Annotated in this window: 23 protein-coding genes and 2 pseudogenes; 14 read left to right on the forward strand and 11 right to left on the reverse strand. The window is 61.3% G+C overall.

Annotation, left to right across the window (positions count from 1 at the left end):
- The first annotated feature begins 106 nt into the window (after positions 1 to 106).
- The 3 genes from ACIGDJ_RS19460 (at position 107) to ACIGDJ_RS19470 (ending at position 2033) form a co-directional block, all read left to right on the forward strand.
- Entirely contained in the window at positions 107 to 1060 is a 954-nt protein-coding gene (locus tag ACIGDJ_RS19460; RefSeq protein WP_397479990.1) for a CheW domain-containing protein, read from the forward strand.
- A 90-nt stretch (positions 1061 to 1150) separates the two neighbouring features.
- Entirely contained in the window at positions 1151 to 1636 is a 486-nt protein-coding gene (locus ACIGDJ_RS19465; protein ID WP_016771050.1) for a chemotaxis protein CheW, read from the forward strand.
- Between the two features lies 1 nt (position 1637).
- A complete protein-coding gene (locus ACIGDJ_RS19470; protein WP_397479989.1) occupies positions 1638 to 2033 on the forward strand; it encodes a DUF2802 domain-containing protein in 396 nt (131 codons plus the stop codon).
- Positions 2034 to 2139: 106 nt separating this feature from the next.
- On the opposite strand, the gene ACIGDJ_RS19475 is transcribed toward ACIGDJ_RS19470, so the two are convergent.
- Complete coding sequence (locus ACIGDJ_RS19475) at positions 2140 to 2469, reverse strand: EscU/YscU/HrcU family type III secretion system export apparatus switch protein (protein ID WP_101158659.1); 330 nt, start codon at positions 2467 to 2469, stop codon at positions 2140 to 2142.
- On the reverse strand, positions 2466 to 4040 hold the full coding sequence (locus tag ACIGDJ_RS19480) for a flagellar hook-length control protein FliK (RefSeq protein WP_397479988.1): 1575 nt from the start codon (positions 4038 to 4040) through the stop codon (positions 2466 to 2468). Before ACIGDJ_RS19480 ends, ACIGDJ_RS19475 begins: the two co-directional genes overlap by 4 nt.
- A 197-nt stretch (positions 4041 to 4237) precedes the next feature.
- Here ACIGDJ_RS19480 and ccmA point away from each other — a divergent pair, with 197 nt between their 5' ends.
- From ccmA to ACIGDJ_RS19535, 11 genes and pseudogenes are all read left to right on the forward strand, one after another.
- Positions 4238 to 4873: a cytochrome c biogenesis heme-transporting ATPase CcmA gene (gene ccmA, locus ACIGDJ_RS19485; RefSeq protein WP_397479987.1), complete on the forward strand. Its 636-nt coding sequence runs from the start codon at positions 4238 to 4240 to the stop codon at positions 4871 to 4873.
- The gene (ccmB, locus tag ACIGDJ_RS19490; RefSeq protein WP_039763615.1) at positions 4870 to 5538 is read left to right on the forward strand and encodes a heme exporter protein CcmB; all 669 of its coding nucleotides are present in this window, start codon (positions 4870 to 4872) and stop codon (positions 5536 to 5538) included. Before ccmA ends, ccmB begins: the two co-directional genes overlap by 4 nt.
- A 97-nt stretch (positions 5539 to 5635) precedes the next feature.
- Positions 5636 to 6391: a heme ABC transporter permease gene (locus tag ACIGDJ_RS19495; protein ID WP_397479986.1), complete on the forward strand. Its 756-nt coding sequence runs from the start codon at positions 5636 to 5638 to the stop codon at positions 6389 to 6391.
- Complete coding sequence (gene ccmD / locus ACIGDJ_RS19500; protein WP_016771045.1) at positions 6388 to 6564, forward strand: heme exporter protein CcmD; 177 nt, start codon at positions 6388 to 6390, stop codon at positions 6562 to 6564. The genes ACIGDJ_RS19495 and ccmD overlap by 4 nt, the downstream gene beginning before the upstream one ends.
- Complete coding sequence (gene ccmE, locus ACIGDJ_RS19505; RefSeq protein WP_016771044.1) at positions 6561 to 7016, forward strand: cytochrome c maturation protein CcmE; 456 nt, start codon at positions 6561 to 6563, stop codon at positions 7014 to 7016. Before ccmD ends, ccmE begins: the two co-directional genes overlap by 4 nt.
- Positions 7017 to 7019: 3 nt before the next feature.
- Positions 7020 to 9008 (forward strand): heme lyase CcmF/NrfE family subunit, encoded by a 1989-nt coding sequence (locus ACIGDJ_RS19510; RefSeq protein ID WP_397479985.1) that lies wholly within the window; start codon positions 7020 to 7022, stop codon positions 9006 to 9008.
- Complete coding sequence (locus ACIGDJ_RS19515; protein ID WP_397479984.1) at positions 9005 to 9541, forward strand: DsbE family thiol:disulfide interchange protein; 537 nt, start codon at positions 9005 to 9007, stop codon at positions 9539 to 9541. Before ACIGDJ_RS19510 ends, ACIGDJ_RS19515 begins: the two co-directional genes overlap by 4 nt.
- On the forward strand, positions 9538 to 10008 hold the full coding sequence (locus ACIGDJ_RS19520) for a cytochrome c-type biogenesis protein (RefSeq protein WP_101158663.1): 471 nt from the start codon (positions 9538 to 9540) through the stop codon (positions 10006 to 10008). The genes ACIGDJ_RS19515 and ACIGDJ_RS19520 overlap by 4 nt, the downstream gene beginning before the upstream one ends.
- Positions 10005 to 11204, forward strand: coding sequence for a c-type cytochrome biogenesis protein CcmI (ccmI, locus tag ACIGDJ_RS19525; protein ID WP_101158664.1), 1200 nt, complete (start codon positions 10005 to 10007; stop codon positions 11202 to 11204). Before ACIGDJ_RS19520 ends, ccmI begins: the two co-directional genes overlap by 4 nt.
- 25 nt (positions 11205 to 11229) lie before the next feature.
- Positions 11230 to 11634 carry a hypothetical protein gene (locus ACIGDJ_RS19530; RefSeq protein ID WP_073472737.1) on the forward strand — a complete coding sequence of 135 codons (405 nt, stop codon included), beginning with the start codon at positions 11230 to 11232 and terminating at the stop codon, positions 11632 to 11634.
- 163 nt (positions 11635 to 11797) lie between these two features.
- Positions 11798 to 11992: pseudogene (locus ACIGDJ_RS19535) on the forward strand (type II toxin-antitoxin system HicB family antitoxin); the annotation flags it as partial.
- Between the two features lie 112 nt (positions 11993 to 12104).
- Here ACIGDJ_RS19535 and ACIGDJ_RS19540 read toward each other — a convergent pair.
- The 9 genes and pseudogenes from ACIGDJ_RS19540 to ACIGDJ_RS19580 form a co-directional block, all read right to left on the reverse strand.
- Complete coding sequence (locus ACIGDJ_RS19540) at positions 12105 to 13304, reverse strand: MFS transporter (protein ID WP_397479983.1); 1200 nt, start codon at positions 13302 to 13304, stop codon at positions 12105 to 12107.
- A 166-nt stretch (positions 13305 to 13470) separates the two neighbouring features.
- On the reverse strand, positions 13471 to 14469 hold the full coding sequence (locus ACIGDJ_RS19545) for a sulfate ABC transporter substrate-binding protein (RefSeq protein WP_095126517.1): 999 nt from the start codon (positions 14467 to 14469) through the stop codon (positions 13471 to 13473).
- A gap of 104 nt (positions 14470 to 14573) precedes the next feature.
- Positions 14574 to 15398, reverse strand: coding sequence for an ion transporter (locus ACIGDJ_RS19550; protein ID WP_041479613.1), 825 nt, complete (start codon positions 15396 to 15398; stop codon positions 14574 to 14576).
- A 21-nt stretch (positions 15399 to 15419) separates the two neighbouring features.
- The gene (locus ACIGDJ_RS19555; RefSeq protein ID WP_101158670.1) at positions 15420 to 16334 is read right to left on the reverse strand and encodes an urea transporter; all 915 of its coding nucleotides are present in this window, start codon (positions 16332 to 16334) and stop codon (positions 15420 to 15422) included.
- A 135-nt stretch (positions 16335 to 16469) separates the two neighbouring features.
- Positions 16470 to 17885 carry a pyruvate kinase gene (gene pyk / locus ACIGDJ_RS19560; protein WP_397479982.1) on the reverse strand — a complete coding sequence of 472 codons (1416 nt, stop codon included), beginning with the start codon at positions 17883 to 17885 and terminating at the stop codon, positions 16470 to 16472.
- Positions 17882 to 19156 carry a glycerate kinase gene (locus ACIGDJ_RS19565; RefSeq protein ID WP_397479981.1) on the reverse strand — a complete coding sequence of 425 codons (1275 nt, stop codon included), beginning with the start codon at positions 19154 to 19156 and terminating at the stop codon, positions 17882 to 17884. Before ACIGDJ_RS19565 ends, pyk begins: the two co-directional genes overlap by 4 nt.
- A 162-nt stretch (positions 19157 to 19318) precedes the next feature.
- The gene (locus tag ACIGDJ_RS19570; protein WP_101158674.1) at positions 19319 to 20212 is read right to left on the reverse strand and encodes a 2-hydroxy-3-oxopropionate reductase; all 894 of its coding nucleotides are present in this window, start codon (positions 20210 to 20212) and stop codon (positions 19319 to 19321) included.
- A gap of 153 nt (positions 20213 to 20365) precedes the next feature.
- Positions 20366 to 21148 (reverse strand): hydroxypyruvate isomerase, encoded by a 783-nt coding sequence (hyi, locus tag ACIGDJ_RS19575; protein WP_101158675.1) that lies wholly within the window; start codon positions 21146 to 21148, stop codon positions 20366 to 20368.
- A 139-nt stretch (positions 21149 to 21287) separates the two neighbouring features.
- Positions 21288 to 21770: pseudogene (locus ACIGDJ_RS19580) on the reverse strand (thiamine pyrophosphate-dependent enzyme); the annotation flags it as partial.
- Between the last annotated feature and the right edge of the window lie 22 nt (positions 21771 to 21792).

Below are 21792 nucleotides of genomic sequence, written 5' to 3' on the forward strand. Positions count from 1 at the left end.
TTCGTGTAGGAGCTGCCGAAGGCTGCGATCTTTTGATCTGGCCTGTCAGTGCTCCTGAAAAGATCAAAAGATCGCAGCCTTCGGCAGCTCCTTCAGGGAGTCGCGCATGAACCGCCCAGTGAAACTCACGTCACGTCCGCAACAGGCCTTGCAGTCCTATCTGGAAGACCTGCTGCTCGACCTGCCCGAGGACTTGCCTGCGCCGGTCGAAGCGCTGCCGCCAGTCGCGGAGCAGGCGCAGCCTGAAGCGGTGCAAAGCACCGAAGCCATGGACGAATTCCAGGCCGCCGTGCTCGAAGAGCAGGCCCGTGACGCGCAGAAATCCCTCACTCCGATTGCCGCGCCCGCTGCTGCGTCAGTGGCCAAAGCACCGGTCGCGCTGATCGATGAACCGCGCGCGCCGCTGTCGACGCTGGCGCCGCTGCTGCAAACGCAATTATTGACCGTGCCGGAACCCGAGCCGGAGCCAGAACCCGAGCCGCCAGTTGCGCAGCCGCAGGTGCTTATCCCGCCGCTGGTCGAGGTGCATCTGCCACCCAACAACCCGCCGCCACCGATCGAACCCGATGGGCGTCCGGCCTGGGCCGCCGAAGCCTTCGAATGCTTGCTGTTCGATGTGGCCGGGCTGACGCTCGCTGTGCCGCTGGTGTGCCTGGGCTCGATTTATTCGCTGGCCGGGCACGAGCTGACGCCGCTGTTTGGTCAGCCGGAGTGGTTCCTCGGGATTCTGCCGAGTCAGGCCGGCAATTTGAAAGTTTTGGACACCGCCCGCTGGGTCATGCCGGATCGCTACCGCGATGACTTCCGTCAGGGCCTGCAATACGTGATTTCGGTACAAGGTTACGAGTGGGGGCTGGCGGTGCATCAGGTCAGCCGCTCGTTGCGTCTGGACCCGAATGAAATCAAATGGAGAAGTCATCGGGGTCAGCGGCCATGGCTTGCCGGCACCGTGATCGAGCACATGTGTGCATTGCTTGATGTATCCGCGCTGGCCGAGTTGATCGCCAGCGGCGGGGCGAAGCACATGAGCGGCAACAAGCCGCTACATAAACCGACTTAGCAGCCGACATAACTATCAGGCGATGGCATTGTTCAATGCCACCACACAGAACACACACCGCCCAGGGCGGTTTTTTCGAGGGGTCAGGGTATGAGTAGTCAGGCGTCGAATGCAAAAGGTTCTGAAGATCCGATCCTGCAATGGGTGACCTTCAAACTGGATAACGAAACCTACGGCATCAACGTGATGCGCGTACAGGAAGTGCTGCGCTACACCGAGATCGCGCCGGTGCCGGGTGCGCCGAGCTACGTGCTGGGTATCATCAACCTGCGCGGCAACGTGGTCACCGTGATCGACACCCGTCAGCGCTTCGGCCTGCACAGCGGCGAGATCAGCGACAACACCCGTATCGTCATCATCGAAGCCGACAAGCAAGTCGTTGGCATCATGGTCGACAGCGTCGCTGAAGTGGTTTACCTGCGTCAGTCGGAAATCGAAACTGCACCGAACGTTGGTAACGAAGAATCGGCCAAGTTCATTCAAGGCGTGTGCAACAAGAACAACGAGCTGCTGATTCTGGTCGAGCTGGACAAGATGATGAGCGAAGAAGAATGGTCGGAACTGGAGAGCATCTGATTTGATTCTCGAGGTTGCGGTAATTGTTCTGTTCCTGTTCTGGGCCGGCACGCTGGCGATGTTCGTCTCATACATCAAGGCGCAGCGGGTAATCGCTGCGCAGCAGGCCCAGGGCGATGCGCTGCGTGATCAGCGCATCAAGGACCTGGCCAAACGTGTCGACGATTACCAGAGCGGCAACGTGCGCATGGGCGAAGCCCTGCACGAGTTGCGCGCGGTGGTGAGTCCGTTGCCGGACAAGATCGTTGCGCTGGAGCAGCGCGACCCGTCGAGCCTGTCATTCGCCCAGGCGGCGAAACTGGTGGGCATGGGCGCCAGCGTCGATGAGCTGACTCAGTCGTGCGGGTTGACCCAGGCTGAGGCGCAATTGATGCGCAAGTTGCACAAGGGCAGCTAGGAGCTTCAAGCAAGATCAAAAGATCGCAGCCTTCGGCAGCTCCTACATCGGGATTCGCGTTTCCCTGTAAGAGCTGCCGAAGGCTGCGATCTTTTGCTTTAAGGGTTCAATAATCATCCCCACGTGCGGTGATGTCCTTCTCGACCATCGGCGCGTCCGGGTCTTGTCCCTCAGGGAATTTGCCTTTCAGATTCCACGCAAACGCAATGATTTCGGCGATGGTGCGATAGAGCTCTTCCGGGATGCTGTCGCCCAGTTCCATTCGCGCGAGCAGGCGCACCAGTTCGGCGTTCTCGTAGATCGGCACTTCGTAATCGCGGGCGATGCGCAGGATTTCTTCGGCCAGTTCGTCGTCGCCCTTGGCGGTGAGGGTCGGGGCGTGGTTGCCGTCGTATTTGAGGGCAATGGCCTGGCGTGGGGCAGTGGAATCGTTCATGCGGTTTCGTCGACCCAGCGATGTTCGAGGCGGGTTTGGTTGCCTTGCGGCGGGGTGCCGTGGTGGCAGTCGAGGTCGCCGACGTTGAGCCCGGAATCGAGCAAGCGCTGGCGCAGGGCAAACAGATTGTTTTCGATCAGGTCGGCGGTCTGCGGCCGCTCGGCCCAGAGCTGACTGGAGAGGCTGCCGGCGATCAGTTGCGCTTGAATCTGCAGCGGCCCGAGCGGCTCCAGATCGAAGGCCAGATCGACGCGCCACAGTTGCTGTTTGGCTTCGCGCTCATCGCGACGTTCGTGCGGTTGCGGTTCGCGCTCCGGCGCCTCTTCACGCTGGAACTTGACCTGCAACGGCACGATGTCCTGCAGGTTGCGCATGGGTATTTCCAGCTGCCAAGTGCTCAGTAGGCGGCCATCGTCGGTGACGCCGGTCTGTTCCAGGCTCGACAGCTGATGGCTCTGCAGACGCGACACTGCTGCAGCAGCGAGGCGCAGCAGTTGTTCGAGATCACCTTCGCCTTCCAGTTTCGCCAGCAGCCGTTCGGGCAACGGAAAGCTGCTCGGCACCGGTCTGGCGCTGACCTGGCCGAGGGTGCCGAGAGCGTTCCGGACGAAACTCGGCAGCGCTTGCGCCAAGGTGTTGGCGGCGATGATCGCATTAAAATTGGTGTTGCTCGGCAGGCCCGGGGTCAGTTGCGCGATCAGTTTGAGCAGGTCGGCTTTCATATCCGGGGCGAGAGTCGGGTTTTGTCCACCGAGCAATTTCGCTTCGAGGAACGCGCCGCTGTTGGCCAAGGCCAGCGCCACGCCTTTGGCGGTACTCATTTGCTGCACGTCGGGCAGGCTGGCGAGCAACTTGTCGACCACCGCGCGCAGATCAGCCGAAGTCCGATCGCTGGAGGGCGGCAGGTTCTGCAACAGCTTCAGCAACCCGTCGAGCGAGCCCTGGCGACTTTGCTGACCGAGCAATTGCTGGCTGACCGCCAGTTGCTCCTGACGGCTGCTCAGCGGCACGAATCTGAGGGTCTGCGCATCCTGCACCTGCGCCGACAACAAGGTGCCGATACGCAGTGGCTGCGGGCTGTCGACGGTCAAGGTGCTGCCGCTCAAGGCGGTGTTGAGCAGGGTCACCATCGAGCGAAACACTGCCGCTTGTCCCGGTGTCTGTGGCAATGCCTGCGAGGTCACGACTTTGCCTTGCAGCAGGGTGCCGGCGGGCAATTGCGCGGTATCGATGCGGGTGAGGGTGGCGACGCTGCTGGCAATCGCTTGCTGCACGGTGATCGCCAGATTGCCGGCCGACGGCTGAGTGATCGCCAGGTTGGTGCCCTGCGGCAACGGCAGGTTGCTGCTGGCCTGCACGGTGGTCTGGCGACCGCTGTCGAGGGTCACTTTCAACAGCAATTCGAAGGTCTGATCGGCCTGCTTGAGCGACAACACCTCGGCCTTGGCGCTTTGCCCCGCGCCGATCAAGCCCTCGACCGGCGTCAGCAACTTGAGCAGTTCACCCATCTGCGGGCGAGCGCTCGCCGGCACGGTGGGGGGCAGCGGGAGGATGTTCATTTCGCCTGTCATACGCGGACACAACCTGAGGAAATTGCACTCTTGAGAGTAAGGCACGGCATGTATAATGCCGCGCGTCGTGCGCTTCGTTCAAAAAACCTGGCATTTGTTTGATCCAGCTCGCCAGATCGAGCAATCAAAGCATCTATGCTGCATCTCTTTAACGGCCGCTCTAGAGCCGACTTGAACCGTATAAGGCCCGTGATCCCTTGACCAGTCCTGTCCTGCAAACCGTTGCCTTGGCGTGTGAACGCGATCTCAGGCTGCTTTTCGAAAACCTCGAATTGCGCCTGGCCAGTGGCGACATGGTGCAGATCAGCGGCCCCAACGGCAGCGGCAAGACCAGTCTTTTACGTCTGCTCGCCGGTTTGATGCAACCCACCGATGGCCAGGTGCTGCTCAACGGTCAGCCGCTGACCGAGCAACGCAGCGAACTGGCGCGAAACCTGTTGTGGATCGGCCACGCCGCCGGGATCAAGGATCTGCTCACTCCCGAAGAAAACCTGTCGTGGCTGTGCGCCCTGCATCATCCCGCCGAACGCGAGGCGATCAGGCAGGCGCTGGCAGCGGTAGGATTGCGCGGTTTCGAAGACGTTCCCTGCCACAGTCTTTCCGCCGGCCAACAGCGCCGTGTGGCGCTGGCGCGGTTGTATCTGGACAGCCCGCCGCTGTGGATTCTCGACGAACCTTTCACCGCGCTGGACAAGCAGGGCGTCGCGCAACTGGAAGAACACCTGGCCGGCCACTGCGAGCGCGGTGGGTTGGTGGTGCTGACCACGCACCACACCCTGAGCCGCATGCCGGCCGGTTATCGCGACATCGATCTGGGGAAATGGGCGGTATGAGCGTCTTCGGCCTGCTGCTTGCCCGCGAATCGCGACTGCTGTTCCGCCGCCCGGCGGAGCTGGCCAATCCGCTGATTTTCTTCGCCATCGTCATCGCACTTTTCCCGCTGGCCGTCGGCCCGGAAACTCAAGTCTTGCAAAACCTGTCCCCGGGGTTAGTCTGGGTGGCCGCATTGTTGTCGGTCCTGCTTTCGCTGGACGGATTGTTTCGCAGTGACTTCGAAGACGGCTCGCTGGAACAGTGGGTCCTTTCGTCGCACCCGCTGCCGCTTCTGGTCCTGGCCAAGGTGCTGGCACACTGGCTGTTCTCCGGTCTGGCGCTGGTGCTGCTGTCGCCGCTGCTGGCGTTGATGCTCGGTTTGCCGGCCGCATGTCTGCCGGTACTGCTGCTGTCGTTGCTGCTCGGCACGCCGGTGCTGAGCCTGCTCGGTGCAGTCGGCGCGGCGCTGACAGTCGGTCTGAAGCGCGGCGGTCTGTTACTGGCGTTGCTGATTCTGCCGTTGTACATCCCGGTGTTGATCCTTGGCAGCGGCGCGTTGCAAGCGGCGCTGCAAGGCATGCCGGCGACCGGATACCTGTTGTGGATGGCCAGCCTCACAGCGCTGGCGATCACCCTGACACCCTTTGCAATAGCCGCTGGCCTGAAGATCAGCGTCGGCGAATAATAATGAGGCCTGGTCAAAAATTGACCACTTCTTCCAGAAGAAAGGCATGACCCTCTGCCAGCTCGCGATGATGAGCGGCAACCGTGATGGAAACAGTATGAACTGGACCTGGTTTCACAAGCTCGGCTCACCCAAGTGGTTCTACGGTATCAGCGGCAGGTTTCTGCCGTGGTTGAGCATCGCAGCGTTGCTGCTGATCGGTGTTGGCGTGGTCTGGGGGCTGGCGTTCGCGCCGCCGGATTACCAGCAAGGCAACAGCTTTCGCATCATCTATATCCATGTGCCAGCGGCGATGCTCGCCCAGTCGATCTACGTGATGCTCGCGGTGTGCGGCGTGGTCGGGCTGGTGTGGAAAATGAAACTGGCCGACGTCGCCCTGCAATGCGCTGCACCGATCGGTGCGTGGATGACCGCCGTGGCGCTGGTCACCGGGGCCATCTGGGGCAAGCCGACCTGGGGCTCGTGGTGGGTGTGGGACGCGCGCCTGACCTCGATGTTGATTCTGCTGTTTCTGTATTTCGGCGTGATCGCGCTGGGCAACGCCATCAGCAATCGTGACAGTGCCGCCAAGGCCTGCGCGGTGCTGGCGATTGTTGGCGTGATCAACATTCCGATCATCAAATACTCGGTGGAGTGGTGGAACACCCTGCACCAGGGCGCGACGTTCACTCTCACGGAAAAACCGGCGATGCCGGCGGAAATGTGGCTGCCGCTGTTGCTGACGGTGCTGGGTTTCTATTGCTTCTTCGGCGCTGTGCTGTTGCTGCGCATGCGTCTTGAAGTGCTCAAGCGCGAGGCCCGCGCCAGTTGGGTGAAGACCGAAGTGCAGCAGAGTCTGGAGGCGGTGCGATGAGTTTTGCTTCATTCGGCGATTTTCTCGCCATGGGCCATCACGGCCTGTATGTCTGGTCGGCCTACGGCATCTGCCTGGCGGTGCTGGCCCTCAACGTGGTGGCGCCGATTGCGGCGCGCAAGCGTTATCTGCAACAAGAGGCGCGTCGTCTGCGCCGGGAGAACGGCAAGTGAATGCGCTGCGCAAAAAACGTCTGATCATCATTCTGGCGATTCTGGTCGGAGTGGGCGCTGCTGTCGGCCTGGCCCTGAGCGCGTTGCAGGAAAACATCAATCTGTTTTACACACCGACGCAGATCGCCAACGGCGAAGCGCCGCAGGACACGCGCATCCGCGCCGGCGGCATGGTCGAGGCCGGTTCGCTGCAACGGTCAAAGGATTCGCTGGACGTCAAATTCGTCGTCACCGACTTCAACAAATCCGTGACCATCGCCTATCGCGGCATCCTCCCGGATCTGTTCCGCGAAGGGCAGGGCATCGTCGCCCTTGGCAAGCTCAACGCCGATGGCGTGGTAGTCGCCGATGAAGTGCTGGCCAAGCACGACGAGAAGTACATGCCGCCGGAAGTGACCAAAGCGCTGAAAGACAGCGGTCAATCCGCACCGACGCCTGTGAAGGAGGGTTGATCGATGGCTGCCGCACTGTTTATTCCCGAGCTGGGCCATCTGGCCATGATCCTCGCGCTGTGTTTTGCACTGGTCCAAGCGCTGGTGCCGATGCTCGGCGCGTGGCGCGGTGACCGCTTGTGGATGAGCCTGGCGCAACCGGCGGCGTGGGGCCAGTTTGCCTTTCTGCTGTTTGCCTTTGGCTGCCTGACTTATGCGTTCATGACTGACGATTTTTCCGTCGGCTATGTGGCGATGAACTCCAACAGCGCGCTGCCGTGGTACTACAAATTCAGCGCGGTGTGGGGCGCCCACGAAGGTTCGCTGTTGCTGTGGGCGTTGATCCTTGGTGGCTGGACCTTCGCGGTGTCGGTGTTCTCCCGGCAGTTGCCGCAAGTCATGCTCTCCCGCGTGCTGGCGGTGATGGGCATGATCAGCACCGGTTTCCTGCTGTTCCTGATTCTGACGTCGAACCCGTTCTCGCGGATCCTGCCGCAAATTCCCGCCGACGGTCGCGACCTTAATCCGTTGCTGCAAGACATCGGCCTGATCGTGCATCCGCCGATGCTGTACATGGGCTATGTCGGTTTTTCCGTGGCATTCGCGTTTGCCATCGCAGCACTGCTCGGCGGACGTCTCGATGCAGCGTGGGCGCGGTGGTCGCGGCCATGGACCATCGTCGCCTGGGCCTTCCTCGGCATCGGCATCACCCTCGGTTCGTGGTGGGCGTATTACGAACTCGGCTGGGGCGGCTGGTGGTTCTGGGACCCGGTGGAAAACGCCTCGTTCATGCCATGGCTGGTCGGCACCGCGCTGATTCACTCGCTGGCCGTCACCGAAAAACGCGGCGTGTTCAAGAGCTGGACGGTGTTGCTGGCGATTGCCGCATTCTCGTTGAGCCTGCTCGGCACCTTCCTCGTACGCTCGGGCGTGCTGACCTCGGTGCACGCGTTCGCCTCGGATCCCGAGCGGGGCGTGTTCATCCTGATCTTCCTGCTGTTTGTGGTGGGCGGTTCGCTGACGCTGTTCGCACTGCGCGCGCCAGTGGTGAAAAGTCAGGTCGGTTTCAATCTGTGGTCGCGTGAAACCTTGCTGCTGGGCAACAACCTGGTGCTGGTCGTCGCTGCATCGATGATTTTGCTCGGGACGTTGTATCCGCTGATTCTCGATGCCATCAGTGGCGCCAAACTGTCGGTCGGCCCGCCGTACTTCAATGCGCTGTTCATTCCGTTGATGGCGTTGTTGATGCTGGTGATGGCAGTCGGTGTGATCGTGCGCTGGAAGGACACGCCAGTGAAATGGCTGGCAAGCATGCTCACGCCCGTGCTGCTCGGCAGCGTCGCGCTGGCCGTGGTGGCCGGCGTGGCGTATGGCGATTTCAACTGGGCGGTGATTGCGACATTCCTGCTCGCCGCGTGGGTGTTGCTCGCCGGTTTGCGCGATTTGTTCGACAAGACCCGCCACAAGGGCTTGATCAAAGGTTTGCCGACGCTCACCCGCAGCTATTGGGGCATGCAGATCGCCCACCTCGGCATCGCCGTGTGCGCGCTGGGGGTGGTGTTGTCGAGCCAGAACAGTGCCGAGCGCGACCTGCGTCTGGCGCCGGGCGAGTCGATGGATCTGGCGGGCTATCAGTTCGTCTTCGAAGGTGCCAAGCATTTCGAAGGGCCAAACTTTACCTCGGACAAAGGCACCGTCCGCGTCATCCGTGATGGCAAGGAAATCAGCGTGCTGCACCCGGAAAAACGTCTGTACACCGTGCAGAACTCGGTGATGACCGAAGCCGGCATCGATGCCGGTTTCACCCGCGATCTCTACGTCGCCCTCGGCGAGCCACTGGATAACGGCGCCTGGGCCGTGCGCGTACACGTCAAACCGTTCGTGCGCTGGATCTGGTTCGGTGGCTTGCTCACCGGGTTTGGCGGTTTGCTGGCGGCGCTGGATCGACGTTATCGGGTCAAGGTGAAAAGCAAAGTGCGCGAAGCACTGGGCATGACAGGAGCGGCGGCATGAGGCGTTGGTTGATGTTGTTGCCGCTGGCGATTTTCCTGCTGGTGGCGGTGTTTCTGTATCGCGGTTTGTATCTGGACCCGGCGGAGCTGCCGTCGGCGATGATCGACAAGCCGTTCCCGGAGTTTTCCTTGCCGAGTGTGCAGGGTGACAAGACGCTGACCAAGGCCGACATTCTCGGCAAACCGGCGCTGGTCAATGTCTGGGGCACCTGGTGCATCTCCTGCCGGGTCGAGCACCCGGTGCTGAACAAACTCGCCGAGGGCGGCGTGGTGATCTACGGCATCAACTACAAGGACACCAATGCCGACGCCTTGAAGTGGCTGGCCGAGTTTCACAATCCGTATGCGCTGGATATTCGTGACGACGAAGGTTCGCTGGGTCTCAATCTCGGTGTCTACGGGGCGCCGGAAACCTTCTTCATCGACGCCAAAGGCATCATTCGCGACAAGTTCGTCGGGGTGATCGACGAGCAGGTCTGGCGCGAAAAACTCGCGGCCAAGTATCAGGCGCTGGTCGATGAGGCCAAGCCATGAAGCGTTTTCTCGCAGCAGTGGTGTTGGGCTTGAGCCTGGCTGGTGTCGCCCACGCGGCCATCGACACCTACGAATTTGCCAAAGAGGGCGACCGTGAGCGTTTCCGCGAACTGACCAAGGAACTGCGCTGCCCGAAATGCCAGAACCAGGACATCGCCGACTCCAACGCACCGATCGCCGCCGACCTGCGCAAAGAGATTTTTCGCATGCTCGGCGAGGGCAAGGACAATCAGCAGATCATCGACTTCATGGTCGATCGCTACGGTGATTTCGTCCGCTACAAACCGGCGCTCAATTCGAAGACCGCGCTGCTCTGGTTCGGCCCGGCCGGTCTGTTGCTCGGTGGTTTTGTGGTGATCGCGCTGATCGTGCGCAGGCGTCGCGGGCAACGTGCCGAAACGCCCACATCGCTGTCTGCCGAAGAACGTCAGCGCCTCGACCAACTGTTGGATAAAAACCAAGAATGATTGATTTCTGGCTCGCCGCAGGGCTGTTGCTTCTGGTCGCCCTGAGTTTTCTGCTGATCCCGGTGCTGCGTGAACGTCGTGCCCAGCGGGAAGAAGACCGTACCGCGCTGAACGTCGCGCTGTATCAGGAACGGGTTGCCGAGCTGCAGGCGCAGCAGGCCGAAGGCGTGCTCGACGCGGCGCAACTGGACAGCGGTCGCGCGGAAGCTGCGCGTGAATTGCTGGCCGATACCGAAGGCGCCGCCGCGCCGCGTGTCTCGCGCCTGGGCAAACCGTTGCCGTTGCTGGCCGCGGTGTTGGTGCCGCTGCTGGGCCTTGGTCTGTACCTGCATTTCGGTGCCGCCGACAAGGTGGAACTGACCCGCGAGTTTGCCCAGGCACCGCAGTCGATGGAGGAGATGACCCAGCGTCTGGAGCGTGCGGTTGCCGCTCAACCGGATTCTGCTGAAGGTCTGTATTTCCTCGGCCGTACCTACATGGCTCAGGACCGCCCGGCAGACGCGGCGAAGATGTTCGAACGCGCCGCTAACCTCGCCGGTCGCCAGCCGGAGCTGCTCGGCCAGTGGGCGCAGGCGCAGTATTTTGCTGACGGTAAAAAGTGGTCGGAAAAGATTCAGAAACTGACCGACGAAGCGCTGAAGGCCGATCCGAAAGAAGTCACCAGTCTCGGCCTGCTCGGCATCGCCGCGTTCGAAGGCGAGCGTTATCAAGAAGCGATCGATTACTGGAATCGCCTGCTTGCGCAGCTGCCACCGGATGACAACTCTCGCGCGGCGCTGCAAGGCGGCATCGAGCGTGCCGCCGAACGCTTGAAAGCAAGCGGTGGCAAGGTTGCCCAGGCAGCGGCGCCGAAAGCTGCGTTGCTGACAGTCAGCGTCGATCTGGCCAGCGAACTCAAAGGCAAGGTGCAACCGGGCGACAGCGTGTTCATCTTCGCCCGCGCCACTTCAGGCCCACCTGCGCCGCTGGCGGCCAAACGCCTGACCGTGGCGGATCTGCCAGTGACCGTCGAACTGGGTGATGCCGACGCAATGATGCCGCAGTTGAAACTGTCGAACTTCCCTGAAGTCCAACTGGTTGCGCGCATCTCACGAGCCGGTCAACCGACTGCCGGTGAGTGGATCGGTCGCAGCGGCCCACTGGCCAGCAGCACCACCGCGCCACAAACACTGACCATCGACAGCCCGGACAAATAATCGGGCAAACAAGGAAAGCACCGCCATGCACACCATCGCCCGAATCACAGTCCTCACACTGGCCCTGGGCTTGAGTGCATGTGCGGTGCAACGCCCGGAACCGACCACCAGCCTGCCGCCGATCCCGCCGTCGCAACCGAGCCCGACCCCGTCGACCTCGCCGACACCGGGCAAAAGCATCCCGGCGAAACCGGCAAAACCCGTCCCGCGCACCTCAGCCAGTTTCGCCCCACCACCGGGCGGCAACAGCCACTGGGATCAGAAACTCGGCGTCTACGTCCTCGACGACCAGACCAACACCTTCTACCGCCAGCGCACGTACTACCGCTGGAATAACGGCTGGAGCCGCTCGGTCAGCCCCAACGGCCCGTGGGAAGACACCAACATCCACGGCGTCCCGCCGGGGTTGGGCAAGAAGTTCGGGCAGTAAGAGAAACGGCGATCCTCGGATCGCCGTTTTTTTGTCTGTTATGCGCACATCTTGAAGCGAATGTGGAAACCCCGCAGGAGCGGGCTTGCTCGAGAAAGCGGCCTGTCAGGTTAGTAAAGGCGACTGACACGACGCCTTCGCGAGCAAGCCCGCTCCCACAGATCCGGATTTCGCCGAGATGGGGTGGGGCATGCTGGAGCTGGATATCTCGCCGTACCTGGGCAAGACCGAAAAGGTCAACGTTACGCTGCCCGGCTATGTGATTCAGCGTATTGATCGCTATGTACGCGAGCACAACGTCAAAAGCCGCTCCTCGTTTCTGGCGGATGCGGCGATGGAGAAACTGGTTCGTTATTGAGGGGCTGCGCAATTGTGGGAGCGAGCCTGCTCGCGAAGGCATCAGGTCAGGCACTGATCTGTGGCTGACACACCGCCTTCGCGTGCAGGCTCGCTCCCACTATGACATCGCGTCAGGACGCGACTTTTCGCTGCGCCAGCGCAGCGTTTTGAGAAGCACTCAAAAACCGTAACAACGCCAACAGCGGAAACACACTCCCTACAATCACGATCCACAACCAGCCGCCATGTTCATACACAGCGCTGGCCACCGACGAGCCGAAGGCGCCGCCGATGAAGATGCTGGTCATGTACAAGGCGTTCAGTCGACCGCGGCTTTTGGCGTCCAGCGAGTACACCGCGCGTTGGCCGAGGACCATGTTCATTTGTACGCAGAAGTCGAGCACCACGCCGGTTACAGCCAGGCCGATGACGCTGTAGGCGGGGTGGATGAAGGCGGGAAGGAAGCTCAGGCTGGCGAAGAGCATGGCCAGCAGCGAGGCGATGCGGGTGTGGCCGGCATCGGCGAGGCGGCCGCTGATTGCCGCGGCGATGGCACCGATGGCGCCGACCAGGGCGAAGATCGCGATTTCGCTTTGCGACAGGCCATGGTTGCGCGCCAGTTCCAGCGGCACGGCGGTCCAGAACAGGCTGAACGTGGCGAACATGCAGCCCTGATAAAACGCCCGCTGACGCAGCACCGGTTGCTGGCGCAGCAAAGTCCACAGCGAGCCGATCAGTTGGCCATACGTGGCGCTGTGATCGGGCTGGCGCTTGGGCACGGTCAGCGCCAGCACTATGCTGATCGCCGCCATCAAGGCCGCAGCGATCATGAACATGGCGCGCCAGCCGAGGTGATCGGCGACCACGCTCGACACCGGTCGCGCCAGCAGAATACCCAGCAGCAAACCGCCCATGATCCCTCCGACCACCCGGCCACGGGATTCTTCCGGCGCCAGGTGCGCAGCGAGCGGAATCAGGACTTGCACCGACACCGAGCTGAACCCCACCAGCAACGAAATCAGCAAGAACACATTCGGCTGATCGGTAAACGCCGCCGCCAGCAGGCTGGCAATTGCCACTACGGTAGTGATGATCATCAACCGCCGGTTTTCCAGCAGATCGGCCAGCGGCACCAGAAAGAACAGGCCCAGTGCATAACCGATCTGGGTCAGCGAGACGATGAAACTCGCCATGGTGTCGGAGAGGCCGATGTCTGGCGCGATCAGGCCAATGATCGGTTGTGCGTAATAGATATTGGCAACGATGGCGCCGCAGCAGAATGCGAACAGCAGAACCATGCCTCGGGTCATTGCGTGAGGAGTGGTGGTCATGGGATTACTCGGGTCGGGCACAGGGAAAGCGGTGAAGGCTAATGGACAACGCGGGTTGGCAGAAGACAGTTTCGGATGATAACGGTTATTACGTTGTGTAATGACCGGTATCTGCGCTCGACAAAAAAGGCGACCGAGTGGGTCGCCTTTTTGTTGAGGTCAAACTTTACTGGCCGCTATAAATCTGATCGAACACCCCACCATCGTTGAAGTGGGTTTTCTGCACGGTGCGCCAGTCACCAAACGTCTTCTCCACCGAAAGGAAATCCACTTTAGGGAAACGGTCGGTGTACTTCGCCAGCACTGCCGGGTCGCGCGGGCGCAGGTAGTTGGCCGCAGCAATCTCCTGACCTTGCGGCGACCACAGGTACTTCAGATATTCATCAGCTGCCGCGCGCGAACCTTTTTTGTCGACGACTTTATCGACTACCGACACTGGCGGCTCGGCTTCGGCGGAGACGCTTGGGTAGACCACTTCAAACTGATCACGACCAAATTCGCGAGCGATCATTTCCGCTTCGTTTTCGAAGGTCACCAGCACGTCGCCGATCTGGTTGGTCATGAACGTGGTGGTGGCGGCGCGGCCACCGGTATCGAGCACTGGCGCTTGCTTGAACAGTTTGCCAACGAAGTCCTTGGCCTTGTTCTCGTCGCCGCCGTTCTTCAGCACATAGCCCCAGGCCGACAGGTAGGTGTAGCGGCCGTTGCCCGAGGTTTTCGGGTTCGGCACGATCACCTGCACGCCGTCCTTGAGCAGGTCCGGCCAGTCTTTCAGGGCTTTAGGGTTGCCCTTGCGGACGATGAACACCGTCGCCGAGGTAAACGGCGCGCTGTTGTTCGGCAGGCGCGTGACCCAGTTCTCCGGCACCAGTTTGCCGTTGTCGGCGAGGGCGTTGATGTCGGTGGCCATGTTCATGGTGATGACATCGGCCGGTAGGCCATCGATCACCGAACGCGCCTGCTTGCTCGAACCACCGAAAGACATCTGCACGGTGATGTTCTCGTTGTGCTCGGCCTGCCAGTGTTTCTGGAACGCAGTGTTGTAGTCCTTGTAGAAATCGCGCATCACGTCGTAGGAAACGTTAAGCAGCGTCGGTGCTGCCTGAGCGATGTTGGCCAAGGCCAGGCCAGCGGCGAGAAGTGAGGCGCCAAAGAGTTTTTTCACTGCGCATTCCTTGTTCTGTGGGGGTGTTGAGTCAAAGGTGAGGCGATTTGCCAGCGACTATAACGGGCACGTGATAGCCGCTTAAAGATTAAAAAGCTCTGTACTTATTCCACTTTCTTGAACAGTTGACTGCCGCAACGCGAACAAAACGCCGCGCTTTGCTCGTGGCTCTTTTTCTGACATCCCGGGCAGTCATGTTGCAGCTGTTCGCCGCGCATGGCATTGGCCAGTTCTGCGGTAAAAATCCCCGTGGGCACGGCGATGATCGAGTAACCGGTGATCATCACCAGCGAGGAAATCACCTGGCCCAGAGGTGTCTTTGGCACGATGTCGCCGAAGCCCACAGTGGTCAAGGTGACGATCGCCCAGTAGATGCCCTTCGGAATGCTGGTAAAGCCGTGCTCTGGACCTTCGATCACGTACATCAGCGTGCCGAACACCGTGACCAGCGTGCACACGCTGACCAGAAACACGACGATTTTCTGCTTGCTGCCACGCAGCGCCGACATCAGGTAGTTGGCCTGCTTGAGGTACGGACTGAGCTTGAGCACGCGGAAAATCCGCAGCATCCGAATGATGCGGATGATCAGCAGGTACTGAGCATCGCTGTAATAAAGCGCGAGGATACCGGGCACGATCGCCAGCAGATCCACCAGCCCGTAAAAGCTGAAGGCATAGCGCAGCGGCTTGGGCGAGCAGTACAGACGCAGGATGTATTCGCCGAGAAAAATCGCCGTGAAACCCCACTCGATGTAGGCCAGCACGTCGGCGTAGTTGCGATGGATACTGTCGATACTGTCGAGCATCACAATCACCAGACTGGCGAGGATGATCAACAGCAGAATGCCGTCGAAGCGACGCCCGGCCGGGGTGTCGCTCTGGAAAATCATGACGTAAAGCCGTTCGCGCCAATTGTTGCTGCTGTCCATGGATAACGCCTGAATCGAAGATCAGCGCAGCCTAGGGTGATTCTCCTCGTGAGCGCAAGACTCATGCGCAAGCGACGCTTTGCCAAGCATCTGAATGCCGGCGCGAATCAACCAGCAGGCAAGGATGAATGGCGCAGTCAGCGTCGCCAGCCCGAGGGCGGCAAACAGCGGCGTCACCAGCAAGGCCAGGACAATTGCGAGCAGCGGCAACCACGGATGTTGCCGTTGCGCGCTGAAGGCGAGGGCGGCGAGTACGGCGTTGTAGCCACCGAGCCCGAGCAGTGCGGCGGACGTTTCGTGATGCAGCAGACTGGAGCCGAGGCCGATCGCCGACGCCAGCAGCGCCCAGCAGAACGCCCGGCGATCGGCGAGCAGCAAACCGCTGGCGATCAACGCCCCGGCCAAGGGATGGTCGAGAAACATCACTTGCCCAAATCCGCGCAGTTCAGCAGCCAGCAGATTTGTCGTGTTCAGGTCGACCGATGCCATTGGCGCGGAGGGTTCGGCGAACACCAGCAGCACCCAACTGATCGCCACGAACGGCGAGGTATACGCCGGTATAGCGCGACTGCGGTACACGTGTTTGAGCCATTGCTGAGTGAGCATCGCGCTCAACCCGCCTGCCGCGAGAATCAGCGGTGGCAGCAACGGCGACCAAGGGAAATACAGGCTCAGCAGCAGGCCGAGCAGCACGCCGTTATAGCTGAATAACCCGGCCTGGCGATCGGCTTTGGCGTAGTTGCGCCGCTGCGCGGTGAGCAGACCGGCAACGCCACCAAGCAGCGCCCCGGCAAACAGCACCGGCGCTGTCAGCAGAATCGCCAACAGACACAGCAGGCCACACAGCGGATGGCGCTGGAAGAAAATCTGACTGAAACCGTTGAGCAAAGCCTCGGCCCAGTCGGGGCAGTGGGTGTTGAAGTGATTGGCAGGCATGGCAGTTCATTCGGTGCTGATCGTTCCCACGCGCCGCAAAGGAATGCCTGAAAGGACGCTCTGCGTCTGCTCTTGGGACGCAGACGTCCCGGGCCGCATTCCCACGCAGAGCGTGGGAACGATCATGGTGGGGGGCTAGATCAACGTCTCGATGCGCAGGGAGTTGGTCGAACCCGGCTGGCCAAACGGCACGCCGGCAGTGATCAGCAGCGTGTCGCCACGCTCGGCCATGCCTTGTGCCTGGGCGATTTCCAGCGCAGTCGAGCAGACCTCGTCGACCTGGCGCAGGCGATCGTTGACCACCGAATGAATCCCCCACGCCACGCTCAAGCGCCGCGCCGTTTGCAGGTTCGGCGTCAGATTGAGGATTGGCGCTTTCGGCCGCTCGCGCGATGCGCGCAGCGTCGAAGCGCCCGACTCGCTGTAATTGACCAGCACCGCCACCGGCAGCACGTTGCTGATCCGGCGGATCGCGCAACTGATCGCATCGGAAACGGTCGCCTCGGCTTTCGGCCGGCTGACGTCGAGCTGAGTCTGATAATCCGGGCCGTTTTCCACCTGGCGGATGATCTTGCTCATCATCTGCACGGCTTCGAGCGGATACTCGCCCGAGGCGGTTTCCGCCGACAGCATCACCGCATCGGCGCCTTCGGCCACGGCGTTGGCGACGTCGGTGACTTCGGCGCGGGTCGGGGCCGGGGAGAAGCGCATCGACTCGAGCATCTGCGTCGCCACGACCACCGGTTTGCCGAGTTCGCGGCAGGTGGTGATGATGTTTTTCTGAATCTGCGGCACGCTTTCTGCCGGCACTTCAACACCCAGATCGCCGCGAGCGACCATGATTGCGTCGCTCAACCCAGCAATCTCACGCAGTTGCTCGACCGCTGAAGGCTTCTCGATTTTCGCCATCAGAAAGGCTTTGTCGCCGATCAATGCGCGGGCTTCAACAATGTCCTGCGGGCGCTGCACGAACGACAGCGCGACCCAGTCCACACCCAGCTCCAGACCGAAGCTCAGGTCGCGACGATCCTTGGCGGTCAACGGGCTGAGGTCGAGCACCGCTTGCGGCACGTTCACACCTTTGCGGTCGGACAGTTCGCCGCCGTTGAGCACGGTGGTGTCGATCGCATCGGCGTACTTGGTGACCACGCGCAGACGCAGCTTGCCGTCATCGAGCAGCAAATCCATACCGGCTTCCAGCGCGGCGATGATCTCGGGATGCGGCAGGTTTACCCGACGCTCGTCGCCCGGTGTCGCGTCCAGATCGAGGCGGAACGCCTGACCGCGATGCAGTTGCACCTTGCCTTCGGCGAACTTGCCGACCCGCAGTTTCGGCCCCTGCAAGTCCATCAGAATGCCCAGCGGATAGTTGAGCTGGCGCTCGACTTCGCGGATCCACTGATAGCGCTTGGCGTGGTCGGCGTGATCGCCGTGGCTGAAGTTCAGGCGGAAGATGTTGACCCCGGCCTCGACCAGCTCGCGGATGTCGTCGATGCCGTCGACCGCAGGGCCGAGGGTGGCGAGGATTTTGACCTTTTTATCAGGCGTCATGGTTTGCAGTTCTCAAGGATCAGGATGGCGCGGAAGTCGTTGACGTTGGTGCGGGTCGGCTCGGTGACGATCAACGCGTCGAGCGCTTCGAAGTAGCCGTAACCGTTGTTGTTATCCAGCTCATCGCTGGCGCTTAAGCCCAGTGCGGCGGCGCGGGCGTAGCTGTCCGGGGTCATGATCGCGCCGGCATTGTCTTCCGAGCCGTCGATGCCATCGGTGTCGCCGGCCAGCGCGTAGACGCCGGGCTGGCCCTTGAGGTTGTCGGTGAGGCTCAAGAGGAATTCGGCGTTACGCCCACCACGACCATTGCCGCGCACGGTCACGGTGGTTTCGCCGCCGGAGAGAATCACGCACGGCGCCGCCAATGGCTGGCCGTGGTTGATGATCTGCCGGGCGATGCCTGCGTGGACTTTCGCCACTTCACGGGATTCGCCTTCCAGATCGCCGAGAATCAAGGTGCTGAAACCGGCCTGACGGCATTTCACCGCCGCGGCATCCAGCGATTGTTGCGGGCGGGCAATCAACTGGAAGTGGCTGCGAGCCAGACTCGGGTCGCCGGGTTTGACGGTTTCCGACTCGGGGCTTTGCAGCCAGTTGCGCACCGAGGCCGGAATGTCGATGCCGTAGCGTTTGATGATCGCCAGGGCTTCGGCGCTGGTGCTAGGGTCGGCCACGGTCGGGCCGGAGGCGATGACGGTGGCGAGGTCGCCGGGTACATCGGAAATCGCGTAGGTGTAAACCGTCGCCGGCCAGCAGGCCTTGCCGAGGCGGCCGCCCTTGATCGCCGAGAGGTGCTTGCGCACGCAGTTCATCTCGCCGATGGTCGCGCCGGATTTGAGCAAGGCCTTGTTGATCGACTGTTTGTCGGCGAGGGTGATGCCTTCGGCCGGCAAGGCGAGCAGGGCAGAGCCGCCGCCGGAGAGCAGAAAGATCACGCGGTCGTCTTCGGTCAGGTTGCTGACCATTTCCAGCACGCGTTTGGCCACGGCCAGACCGGCCGCGTCCGGCACCGGATGCGCGGCTTCGACCACTTCGATTTTTTCGCACGGGGCGCCGTGTCCGTAGCGGGTGACGACCAGGCCCGTGACTTCGCCTTCCCAGCAGCGCTCGACCACTTGCGCCATGGCGGCCGCCGCTTTGCCGGCACCGATGACGATGACGCGACCGCTGCGGTCGGCGGGCAGATGGGCTTCAAGGACTTGGTTCGGATGCGCCGCGTCGATGGCTGTGGCAAACAGCTCGCGCAGCAGTTGTTGCGGATCGACCGACATGGCGGGCTCCCAATCTTATTGTTCTTGGTTAATGCTGATGACCGTTCCCACGCTCTGCGTGGGAATGCTTCAATGGACGCTCTGCGTCCGCTTCGGCAGGGACGCGGAGCGTCCCGGGCAGCATTCCCACGCGGAGCGTGGGAACGAGCGACGGGGCAGGCTTTATTTATTGTCGCGGATCGAGAAATTGGCCATGTGCTCAAGTCCCTTGATCAGCGCCGAGTGGTCCCAGTTGCTGCCACCGATGGCCGCGCAGGTGCTGAATACTTGCTGGGCATTGGCGGTGTTGGGCAGGTTGATGTTCAGCTCCTTGGCGCCTTGCAGGGCCAGGTTCAGGTCCTTCTGGTGCAGGCTGATGCGGAAGCCCGGGTCAAAGGTGCCTTTGATCATGCGCTCGCCGTGCACTTCAAGAATCTTCGAGGAGGCGAAACCACCCATCAGCGCTTCACGCACCTTGGCTGGATCGGCACCGTTTTTGGAGGCGAACAGCAGTGCTTCGGCAACGGCCTGGATGTTCAGCGCAACAATGATCTGATTCGCGACTTTGGCGGTCTGGCCGTCGCCATTGCCACCGACCAGGGTGATGTTCTTGCCCATGGCCTGGAACAGCGGCAGGGCGCGTTCGAAGGCATCGGCGTCGCCACCGACCATGATGCTCAGGGTCGCGGCTTTGGCGCCGACTTCGCCGCCGGACACTGGCGCGTCGAGGTATTGCGCGCCTTTTTCGTTGATTTTCGCGGCGAAGGCCTTGGTGGCGGTCGGCGAAATCGAGCTCATGTCGATGACCACTTTGCCTTTGCCGACACCGGCCGCGACGCCGTCGGCACGGAACAGCACGTCATCGACCTGCGGGGTATCCGGGACCATGACAATGATGAATTCAGCTTCCTGCGCGACTTCGCGCGGGTTGGCCAACGCGACGGCGCCAGCGGCGACCAGATCGGCCGGGGCTGCGTCGTGGTGCTGCGACAGGAACAGGCTGTGACCGGCTTTCTGCAGGTTCGCCGCCATTGGGTGGCCCATGATGCCGGTGCCGATGAATCCGATTTTAGCCATGAGAAAATCCTCTTGTTTTTGTCGTGCTCAAGCAAATTGGGGAACTGCTTTTTGTGGGAGCGGGCTTGCTCGCGAATGCGGTGGAACATTCAATCTCCGTGTTGACTGAACCACCGCATTCGCGAGCAAGCTCGCTCCCACAGGGGATCTGCATCAAATTGCGTTATGAGTTTTCAGCCAGCCGAGGCCCGCCTCGGTGGTGGTCAACGGCTTGTATTCGCAGCCGACCCAACCCTGATAACCGATGCGGTCGAGGTGTTCGAACAGGAAGCGGTAGTTGATCTCGCCAGTGCCCGGCTCGTTGCGCCCCGGGTTGTCCGCGAGCTGCACATGGTTGATCTCGCCCAGGTGCGATTGCAGGGTGCGGGCCAGATCGCCTTCCATGATTTGCATGTGATAGATGTCGTATTGCAGGAACAGATTGGCGCTGCCGACCTGTTCGCGAATCGACAGGGCCTGCGCCGTGTTGTTCAGGTAGAAACCGGGAATGTCGCGGGTGTTGATCGCTTCCATCACCAGTTTGATGCCCACCGCTTGCAGCTTGTCGGCGGCGTATTTGAGGTTGGCGACGAAGGTCTTTTCCACGGTGGCATCGTCAACGCCTTGCGGGCGGATACCGGCCAGGCAGTTGACCTGGGTGTTGCCCAGCACTTGTGCGTAGGCGATCGCCAGATCAACCCCGGCGCGGAATTCTTCAACCCGCTCCGGCAGGCACGCAATGCCACGCTCGCCCTTGGCCCAGTCACCGGCCGGCAGGTTGAACAGCACTTGGGTCAGACCGTTGGCTTCAAGCTTTGCCTTGATTTCGGCGGAGCTGAAGTCGTAAGGGAACAGGTATTCCACGCCACTGAAACCGGCCTTGGCGGCGGCGTCGAAACGGGCAAGGAAATCCTGTTCGGTGAACAGCATGGACAGGTTGGCTGCGAAACGCGGCATGGTGGTCTCCCGTAAATCTTGTGAGGATCCCCTGTGAGAGCGGGCTTGCTCGCGAAAGCGGTGGGGCAGTCGACATTGATGTCGGATGTGATATCGCCTTCGCGAGCAAGCCCGCTCCCACAGGGAGAGCGGTCAGCAGTTAATCAAGCAACGAAATCGCCGTCGGCGCGTCATTGCCGACCAGAGCCAGGTCTTCGAACTCGTTGACCGCGTTGATCTCGGTACCCATGGAGATGTTGGTCACACGCTCCAGAATGATCTCGACGATCACCGGCACCTTGAACTCTTCGATCATCTGCTCGGCCTTGCGCAGGGCAGGGGCGATTTCTGATGGTTCGAACACACGCAGCGCTTTACAGCCGAGGCCTTCGGCGACTGCGATGTGGTCTACCCCGTAACCGTTGAGTTCCGGCGCGTTGAGGTTATCGAAGGACAGCTGCACGCAGTAGTCCATTTCGAACCCGCGCTGGGCCTGACGGATCAGGCCCAGGTACGAGTTGTTCACCACGACGTGGATGTACGGCAGTTTGAACTGAGCGCCGACCGCCAGTTCTTCGATCATGAATTGGAAATCATTTTACCCCGTCTGTTCCACGACTTTACGTTTCGGATCGTCGTTTACTTATCTCTTATGCGGTTTAATT

The sequence above is a fragment of the Pseudomonas sp. NPDC079367 genome (assembly GCF_044542195.1).
Classification (GTDB): Bacteria; Pseudomonadota; Gammaproteobacteria; order Pseudomonadales; family Pseudomonadaceae; genus Aquipseudomonas.

Coding starts and splice junctions, on each gene's coding strand:
- ACIGDJ_RS19460 (WP_397479990.1), top strand. CDS start 107: ATGAACCGCCCAGTGAAACTCACGTCACGTCCGCAACAGGCCTTGCAG.
- ACIGDJ_RS19555 (WP_101158670.1), bottom strand. CDS start 16,334: ATGCCTGCCAATCACTTCAACACCCACTGCCCCGACTGGGCCGAGGCT.
- ccmD (WP_016771045.1), top strand. CDS start 6,388: ATGAGTTTTGCTTCATTCGGCGATTTTCTCGCCATGGGCCATCACGGC.
- ACIGDJ_RS19495 (WP_397479986.1), top strand. CDS start 5,636: ATGAACTGGACCTGGTTTCACAAGCTCGGCTCACCCAAGTGGTTCTAC.
- ACIGDJ_RS19570 (WP_101158674.1), bottom strand. CDS start 20,212: ATGGCTAAAATCGGATTCATCGGCACCGGCATCATGGGCCACCCAATG.
- ACIGDJ_RS19565 (WP_397479981.1), bottom strand. CDS start 19,156: ATGTCGGTCGATCCGCAACAACTGCTGCGCGAGCTGTTTGCCACAGCC.
- pyk (WP_397479982.1), bottom strand. CDS start 17,885: ATGACGCCTGATAAAAAGGTCAAAATCCTCGCCACCCTCGGCCCTGCG.
- ACIGDJ_RS19510 (WP_397479985.1), top strand. CDS start 7,020: ATGGCTGCCGCACTGTTTATTCCCGAGCTGGGCCATCTGGCCATGATC.
- ccmI (WP_101158664.1), top strand. CDS start 10,005: ATGATTGATTTCTGGCTCGCCGCAGGGCTGTTGCTTCTGGTCGCCCTG.
- ACIGDJ_RS19540 (WP_397479983.1), bottom strand. CDS start 13,304: ATGACCACCACTCCTCACGCAATGACCCGAGGCATGGTTCTGCTGTTC.
- ACIGDJ_RS19550 (WP_041479613.1), bottom strand. CDS start 15,398: ATGGACAGCAGCAACAATTGGCGCGAACGGCTTTACGTCATGATTTTC.
- ACIGDJ_RS19465 (WP_016771050.1), top strand. CDS start 1,151: ATGAGTAGTCAGGCGTCGAATGCAAAAGGTTCTGAAGATCCGATCCTG.
- ccmB (WP_039763615.1), top strand. CDS start 4,870: ATGAGCGTCTTCGGCCTGCTGCTTGCCCGCGAATCGCGACTGCTGTTC.
- ACIGDJ_RS19520 (WP_101158663.1), top strand. CDS start 9,538: ATGAAGCGTTTTCTCGCAGCAGTGGTGTTGGGCTTGAGCCTGGCTGGT.
- ACIGDJ_RS19475 (WP_101158659.1), bottom strand. CDS start 2,469: ATGAACGATTCCACTGCCCCACGCCAGGCCATTGCCCTCAAATACGAC.
- ACIGDJ_RS19515 (WP_397479984.1), top strand. CDS start 9,005: ATGAGGCGTTGGTTGATGTTGTTGCCGCTGGCGATTTTCCTGCTGGTG.
- ACIGDJ_RS19530 (WP_073472737.1), top strand. CDS start 11,230: ATGCACACCATCGCCCGAATCACAGTCCTCACACTGGCCCTGGGCTTG.
- ACIGDJ_RS19480 (WP_397479988.1), bottom strand. CDS start 4,040: ATGACAGGCGAAATGAACATCCTCCCGCTGCCCCCCACCGTGCCGGCG.
- hyi (WP_101158675.1), bottom strand. CDS start 21,148: ATGCCGCGTTTCGCAGCCAACCTGTCCATGCTGTTCACCGAACAGGAT.